Source organism: Bacillus mycoides (assembly GCF_001757995.1).
GTDB lineage: Bacteria > Bacillota > Bacilli > Bacillales > Bacillaceae_G > Bacillus_A > Bacillus_A mycoides_B.
Genome location: NZ_LXLV01000098.1, coordinates 1 through 7,450, shown reverse-complemented (window position 1 = coordinate 7,450; position 7,450 = coordinate 1). Strand labels below are relative to the sequence as shown.

9 protein-coding genes and 1 pseudogene are annotated in these 7,450 nt (G+C 32.7%); 3 read left to right on the top strand and 7 right to left on the bottom strand.

All coding sequences use genetic code 11. The features are described 5' to 3' along the window. On the bottom strand, window positions 1-339 hold a 339-nt coding region (locus BWGOE10_RS28455), incomplete at its 3' end, for an IS6 family transposase (protein ID WP_131798993.1). A gap of 93 nt (window positions 340-432) precedes the next feature. On the opposite strand from BWGOE10_RS28455, the pseudogene BWGOE10_RS28450 reads away from it, so the two are divergent. The 3 genes and pseudogenes from BWGOE10_RS28450 to BWGOE10_RS33065 form a co-directional block, all read left to right on the top strand. After that, window positions 433-648 (top strand): annotated as a pseudogene (locus tag BWGOE10_RS28450) (DDE-type integrase/transposase/recombinase); the annotation flags it as partial. Window positions 649-770: 122 nt separating this feature from the next. Further along, on the top strand, window positions 771-1,646 hold the full coding sequence (locus tag BWGOE10_RS28445) for a hypothetical protein (RefSeq protein WP_070146054.1): 876 nt from the start codon (window positions 771-773) through the stop codon (window positions 1,644-1,646). 163 nt (window positions 1,647-1,809) lie between these two features. Next, window positions 1,810-1,986: a hypothetical protein gene (locus tag BWGOE10_RS33065; protein WP_171903159.1), complete on the top strand. Its 177-nt coding sequence runs from the start codon at window positions 1,810-1,812 to the stop codon at window positions 1,984-1,986. Window positions 1,987-2,267: 281 nt separating this feature from the next. Here the strand turns inward: BWGOE10_RS33065 and BWGOE10_RS28440 are convergent, their stop codons facing one another. From BWGOE10_RS28440 to BWGOE10_RS28415, 6 genes are all read right to left on the bottom strand, one after another. After that, window positions 2,268-3,014 (bottom strand): ABC transporter permease, encoded by a 747-nt coding sequence (locus tag BWGOE10_RS28440; RefSeq protein WP_070146053.1) that lies wholly within the window; start codon window positions 3,012-3,014, stop codon window positions 2,268-2,270. Between the two features lie 12 nt (window positions 3,015-3,026). After that, window positions 3,027-3,767, bottom strand: coding sequence for an ABC transporter permease (locus BWGOE10_RS28435; protein ID WP_070146052.1), 741 nt, complete (start codon window positions 3,765-3,767; stop codon window positions 3,027-3,029). Continuing rightward, window positions 3,767-4,681: an ABC transporter ATP-binding protein gene (locus BWGOE10_RS28430; protein ID WP_070146051.1), complete on the bottom strand. Its 915-nt coding sequence runs from the start codon at window positions 4,679-4,681 to the stop codon at window positions 3,767-3,769. The genes BWGOE10_RS28435 and BWGOE10_RS28430 overlap by 1 nt, the downstream gene beginning before the upstream one ends. Before the next feature lie 86 nt (window positions 4,682-4,767). Then, the gene (locus BWGOE10_RS28425; protein WP_070146050.1) at window positions 4,768-6,162 is read right to left on the bottom strand and encodes a sensor histidine kinase; all 1,395 of its coding nucleotides are present in this window, start codon (window positions 6,160-6,162) and stop codon (window positions 4,768-4,770) included. Then, complete coding sequence (locus tag BWGOE10_RS28420; protein WP_070146049.1) at window positions 6,159-6,881, bottom strand: response regulator transcription factor; 723 nt, start codon at window positions 6,879-6,881, stop codon at window positions 6,159-6,161. Before BWGOE10_RS28420 ends, BWGOE10_RS28425 begins: the two co-directional genes overlap by 4 nt. A 210-nt stretch (window positions 6,882-7,091) precedes the next feature. Next, on the bottom strand, window positions 7,092-7,450 hold a 359-nt coding region (locus BWGOE10_RS28415; RefSeq protein WP_131798992.1), incomplete at its 5' end, for a DDE-type integrase/transposase/recombinase.

Sequence of the window (7,450 nt, the reverse complement as noted above, 5' to 3'; positions counted from 1 at the left end):
ATACTTTCTTGCTTTGCTTAGGTAAAAATCGATGGTATTTCCTTTCGAATCGACAGCACGATACAGGTACATCCATTGACTTTTCACTTTGATATATGTTTCATCGACTCTCCAAGAGTCATTGGTTTGCTTGAGATGACGACGGATTCTTTTGTCTAATTCAGGACCATACTGATGAACCCAACGCATAATCGTTGTATGAGCAACGGATAAGCCCCGTTCCTCCATCATTTCCACCAAATCACGAAAACTCAAGTTGTACCGTAGGTACCATCTTACTGTTTGCAAAATAATATCATGATGATAATGTTTCCACTTGAATAAATTTCGCTTTTCCATACTGATCACGCACCTTTTTTAGAGTAATAGTATCAGTATGTCCAAGATTTAGAGATTACCTGCAATTATCTTGAAGTTTTCGCACCAGAACCGGTAAAATACCTTAATAACATTGTAGAGCAAGATCATCGCTTTATTAAAAAGAGAGTTCGTTCAATGTTAGGATTGAAGTCTTTTCGTACAGCTGCATCCATTCTTTCAGGAATAGAAACGATGCATATCATTAAAAAAGGCCAACTTATTTTACGGGACAAGTCTGTCCAAGATGAAATAAAGTTTATTCATCAACTATTCGGAATGGCTGCATAAGAATAGATTCCATTAGGAATCTATATACCTCTTTCGAATAAATGAAAACTTTGCACCAGAACCTAAAAAATGTATAAAACTGAAATGATAGTGAGCATTCTAATTATAAAGGAGTGTTCATTATGATAAATGACGAGTTAAACTGGCAGAAAATATTAGAAATAGGAGCTAGTTCTTTGGGTTCTTCAATAGGTACAGCAATAATAAGCGAAATGTTTCCATCAGAAGATAGTGCTCAAGAAGCGGTGAAACAAGCGGTAGAAGAAATTTGTGATAGGGTTAAAAAAATAATTGACCAAGCCTTTTTAGATCACTATGTAGCTAATTGTGACAGTATTGCGAGACGTCTTCAGGGCTATCCAGAGAGTGGTGATGTGAATATTTTACATGGCATATATGACGATGGTTCAGATTTAGTATCAGATTTAGTACGTTTTGAAACGTTTGAAGGTATAATAGCCCTTGTTTACATTTGTACTTTGCATCTAACGGACATAAAAGCTCTTAGTGAAATTGACTCTGGGTATAAAGCTACTTTAAGTCGTTGTGGGGATGAGTATGCTGCTTTGTGTGAACCACGTGGTGACAAATTAGTTTACTTTACAAATGTAAGTGTAGGCGATGCAATGTATGCTAATAGTGGCCTCTACGATATGATTACTGCTCCTACTACTTCTAATTCTTATCCTTATCCTACACTCAAATATAGGTTTAATTTTGTAGATGAATGGGATGGGAATTTAGACACAAAGGTTCATATATATGATTCTGATCCTATATCACTAACAGATCCACTATGGTACACAGAATCTCCGGGTATCCCACGTTATAGATTAACCGAAGCTGGTAGAAATGCTTCATCTATTCAAAGGGGCTATTTGGGTGCTAAAGATGAGATATTCTCACAGAGAGATACTTTCTTAAATGACAGGTTAGAAATTACAAATAATATGTGTGAAAATATTCGCAAGGCATGTGATGAGTGGCGAAATCTTTAAATTCAGTTGTAAATTCGTATTTTCCTGGCGCTATCTTTTTTCACTTCACAAACAAATTCCAGATAATGATAAAAAGAGTAATACTGTATAAGAACGTTCCTTAATGTATAATTTTTATATAACTACACACTTTAATGGATTAAAAGGATAATGAGGATTTACAATGAAGAAAAATGAAAAATCATATTATATTCACGAATACATCTTACGGGATAGAACTACTAAATCCATCAAAATCGAGCCCTGGCGTTCACTAAAAGATGAAATGCTAGTCCTTGGCATAAAAGACAGTGATATATTTCAAATTCAAATGATAGAAATAAATTCAGTTAAAAAGTAACATAGGTTTACCAAAATTTACAAAAAAGACAGGGCGGAAAAATCCCCCCTTGTCTCTTTTATATTCTGTATTAATTCATCGGATGTTTCCTGAAGATCATTTTTTTAAGGGGTACCGCCAGCATTTCGGAAAAAAACCACGCTAAGCAAATTTCGACAGAAAAAGAGCCGATTTTACCCTATCAAGAGTAAAATTGGCTCTTTTTATTAATACACGTATTCCACCTAGAAATTTTATCTGTTCTGTCCCCTAATATTTCAATAATTTCGCTGTACTTCTATTCATATAATATCTTTTATTGTAAATCTTCGAACTCCAACAAAAGTAAAAATAATAACAAATACGCAACTCAACATATAAAAACTACTAAATTGAAAGAAAGTTTGCAAACCTTTTAAATGAATAGGATCCATAGCTAATCCTGGTTGTGTAAATGGCCATATATATCCGATATTTAAGTATTGAAATATCATTCCCACGCATGTAAAACCAAAACTCATCCCAACTGGAATTGCAAAACTTTTTATAGAAGATGAAAGAAATAATTGTAGTGCAGCAATTGAAAATGTACCAATCCATCCATTGAATGACCAATTTAATAATGAAATCCAAGGAATAGGACTTGTAATACCTAATAGCTTACCAATTAAGATATAAGCAATTAAAAAAAATACTTGTGTCAATAAAGTTAGCATAAAGATTACTAATAACTTTGCCATGTACACATATCGAAATGGAATTGGTAAAGAGATTATTTTTTTCCAATTTCCCTCGCTATGTTCAAAGCGGCATACAAACGCACAATAAATACTTACTACGACAGGAAATAAAAATAATCCATAAATTAATCCAACTTGTGTCCAAGCTTTCTCCCACTCATTTGTTGAGACTGTCATTAAGACATCGTAGTTTACTTGAAAATTTATGAGTCCAAGCGTAATACAAATAAGCGGAATGAATGTCATTACAATCCATATTTTTGAACGTTTTAATTTTAATAATTCGCATCGAAATGAGCTTAATAACATATCTGCATCCTCCTAATGAATATCTTTTTGCGAAAAATGAGCAGTGCTAAGAACGATAAATAATAAACTAACTCCTAAACTTAACAAAAGATTCATCATGACTCCTTGGTTTGGGAAAAACACTATTTTCCCATTGGAAAATGCCCAAGAAATTGGATTTGTCAGAGATGAATAGGTCCAAATTATCCATGTTTTCCAAGGTAACATCTGTCCGAAATACCCAAGAAATGAGCCGATTACACCTGCCGTTAAAGCAAATACTTGATTTTTCACTACCAAAGATATCCAGAGTTGCAAAATAACCATTGGAATACATCCTATAATGGTAAAACAACCGTATTTCAGTAATAATATCACCGGAATTCCACTTTCAAAATTAAAAAATTTTCCTATTAATATAATTACAGAAATAGAAATTATTCCTGCGTATACAAGAAAAAAGAGACTAAAGATATTTTTGGTTATATATACCAGATGCCTAGATGTTGGAATTGCACACAATAGCTTCCAGGTGTTCCCCTTATTTTCAAAATCAATAATTCGAGATGTAATTGTCGCAATCATTATAGGTAAAAATAATGCATTTATCATACTTACTCTTGAAAGAAGCGACTCCCAATTTAGAAATTCCTTTTTTTCTTGTGACACAATAGCAAATAACCAAAGTAATGCTAAAGACTGTATCAAAAATACCACTAAAAATAATTTCTTTCTTTTTAATTTCAATAATTCACTTCTTAAGGCAGCAATCACTATAAAACACCACCTTTTTCTGTTAAGCTTAGAAATATTTCTTCCAATGTATGCTTCTCTTCTTCAATTCGGTACACTGATATATTATGCTGTACTAATAAATGATTTATGTGAGAAATAAGGTGATCTTCTTGTTGATGCGTAACAAGACAATCACCTTCAAGTCTAAGATGAATTTGATGCTGTTCTAAAATTTGATGTGCCCTTACTACATCATTTACACGTATTTTCATTGATGCCTGACTTTTTTTGCGTAACACTTCAATTTTGTCTTGAAAAATAAGCTGTCCACTATTAATAATGCCCACTTGTGTTGCAATTTGATCCATCTCATTTAGCAAATGACTAGAAATAACAACTGTCATATCATATTGCTTTGGCAGTTGTTTGATGAGTTCACGAATTTCTTGAATCCCGGCAGGGTCTAATCCGTTTGTGGGTTCATCTAAAATTAACAATTTCGGATTTCCAAGTAATGCCATTGCTATTCCAAGACGTTGCTTCATTCCAAGTGAGTATTGCTTAACTAGTTTATCTTTTTGTTTCTCTAATCGAACAATACGCAATACCTCATCAATATTCTTTTTTGGTACTTGTAACATTTGCCGAATTACTTCTAGGTTTTCATGACCTGTTAAATGTCCATAATAAGATGGCGATTCAACAAGAGAGCCAACCTCTCTTAAAATATCTATTCGATTTGTTTTTAAATCTCGATTGAATACTTTAATATTACCTGTAGTCGGTTTTATTAATCCCAATAACATTCTAATTGTCGTCGTTTTCCCAGCCCCATTTGGGCCTAGAAATCCATAAATTTCACCTTTACCAACTTGCATTTGTAATTGATTCACACTATTTACAGCTCCATATGTCTTTGTCAAATCTTCTGTTTCAACGATATATGTTCCCATTATTGGCACCTCTTTTTCTTGATTAAGCTATTATTTATTATGAAAGTTCTTGCTTAATCTTGAATTGAGCTGACCTTAAGTTTAGCTTAATTTTCTAACGGAAGCTGAAATGTAATTTTAGTACCGTTTCCTTTGGTGCTTTCTACTGCAATTTCTCCACCGTGAGCTACGATGATTTCCTTTACAATTGCCATTCCTAAACCTGAACCACTTTTGGGATCTGTATTTGTACCACGGAAGTATCGATCAAAAATATGTGGTAAATCATTTTTATTTATTCCGTCACCATTGTCTTCAATCGTAACTATGGTGTATCCGGATGTTTGTTTTATACGAACTTGTATTAATGTTTTAACATCCGTATGAATGAGCGCATTATTCAATAAGTTTACTGTGACACGTTGAATTAATCCCTGATCTGCTTTTATAATTAGTTCCTCCTGAGGGCATTCAAATTCAATTAATCGATTCTCATAATGAGGCATATTCATAAATTCAATAATTGTTTCTCGGGTGAGATTCACAATATCTACTGTGGTTTTATGGATAGGTAATAACGCATTCTTCAATTGATATGTAAGTTTTAAATCATCAATCAGTTTTTCAATATAAATGGATTTACTTTGAATTACTTCTGCATATTGGTACATTTCTTGTGCAGTAATTTTATACTCCCGATTCCCTATAACTTCACTATAGCCTTTAATAGAAGAAAGTGGTGTCTTTAAATCATGAGAGATGTTTATAATCCATTCTGCTCGCATCGTATCTAGTCTTTTTCTTTGAACGTTAATATCCTTTAGTTGATGTGATAACTGATTCAGATTTGTATACACCTCTGCATAGATTCCCTTTTCTTCCGGTACTGGTTTATATTGTCCTTGTTTTAATTTATTAATATGTTCAATTATCATGACAACAGGTTTTGACATATACCTTGCCACAATATAAGCAAATAATAAAATACAAACTACTGTTACTCCTATTAACATTAAAATCCCATATGGATAGAAGCTAGATAAATTATTGAAGTTCAAATAGACAGATTTTCGTAATGCTTGGTTTGACGGGAAAGCGACAATGTAACTTTCTACTTGTGTACTTTTATCTAACTTACCCACAAACGTTGTATAATTCCCAACATCATACTTATAGCGTAAAATCAAATCACTAGGAGTATAGTGAGTTGGTGTATTTTTAGGCTTATACATTTGAAATACTTCATCACTATTATGATTTAATACTTGTAACCATGCTCCATGTTCTTTTAAAAAATTTTTCCCTTTATTTGTTATAGAAATATTTTCATTTTCTACTGTAATTTCTTTTTGAAAAGCTAATACTGAACCTTCTGGATCGTCCACTCCCTCATAGTTATAAGTAAATACTAAATAACTAAAAGCAAAAAATTGAACGATTAGGATAAACATAATTAATCCTATTAATGATGCAATATATAGTCTCGTGACCTTCCACTTCATCTTACATCACCTTTTGTATTAAGTTTATATCCTAGTCCCCTTACTGTTACAAGATAATGGGGTTTGGAAGGATTATCCTCTATTTTTTCTCTTAAATGCCTCATATGCACCATCATAATATTATCATTACCGAGATATGTTTCTCCCCAGACAGCTTCATATAAGCGGGCCTTACTAAAAATCTGATTTGGATTTTTTATTAAAAATAGTAATATATTAAATTCTTTTGCTGTTAAAGTTAGTAATGTATCACCCCTTAACACTGTCCCTTGTGCCTCATCTATCGTAATGTCTCCAAACTGATACATAATCCGAGCCTTTTCTTGATATTGATTGCGTCGAAAAAATGCTTTCATCTTATATGCTACTTCTTTCGGACTAAAAGGTTTTGTAATGTAATCATCGCCACCTATACTTAATCCAAGTATTTTATCTAAATCTTCATTTTTCGCCGATAAGAAGAATATTGGAACGAATGTAAACTGTCTAATTTGCTGACAAACACTATATCCATCTAAATCTGGAAGCATAATATCTAATATGATAAGATCTGGCTGTACTTGCTTACACATGCGTATTCCTTCTTCTCCTGTTGTATACGTATAAATATGTTGAAACCCCTCTTTCTTTAAAACTGCTTCCAACAAATTTAAAATCTCTTTTTCATCATCTACTATAAGAATTTTTTTTGTATAGACATCTGGAATATTATGTATCATCTATTGCACCTCAATATCTTTCTAAATAATTTAAAATTGAATAGTGAACCGTATTACCTTAATTATTAATGTATCATTTTTATTCTACAGTAGAATAGTAATTTGAAAGTTTTCCCACTTATTTTAGGGGAGAATTATCGTTTTTCCGGTTCTGGTGCAAAAATCATTTGATAGGGACATAGAAACCTACATAGACTGTTCAATGGCAGATTATGATGCAATTCCAAACAATTTATGTATGAACCTAACTTCATTTTGGGCAGACTTCACCTGTGAGTGAAGTTGCCCTTTTTTCATCATATGCATGGCTTCAACACCACTCAATATAGAGGTTGCTGTTTTAAATGACTTGAATCCCAACATAGAACGCACGCGTTTCTTAATAAAACGATGATCCTGTTCCACTATATTATTGAGATATCTAACTTGCCTTAGTTGTATACCTTCAGGCATATGTTTCTCTTCTTTCAACTCTTGAATCGCTACAGGATAGGCAGGATTCTTATCTACTGTTATCACGCGAGGTTTAGAAACGTACGAAAAAGCCAAGGCTTTCTTGAAAAAGCGCT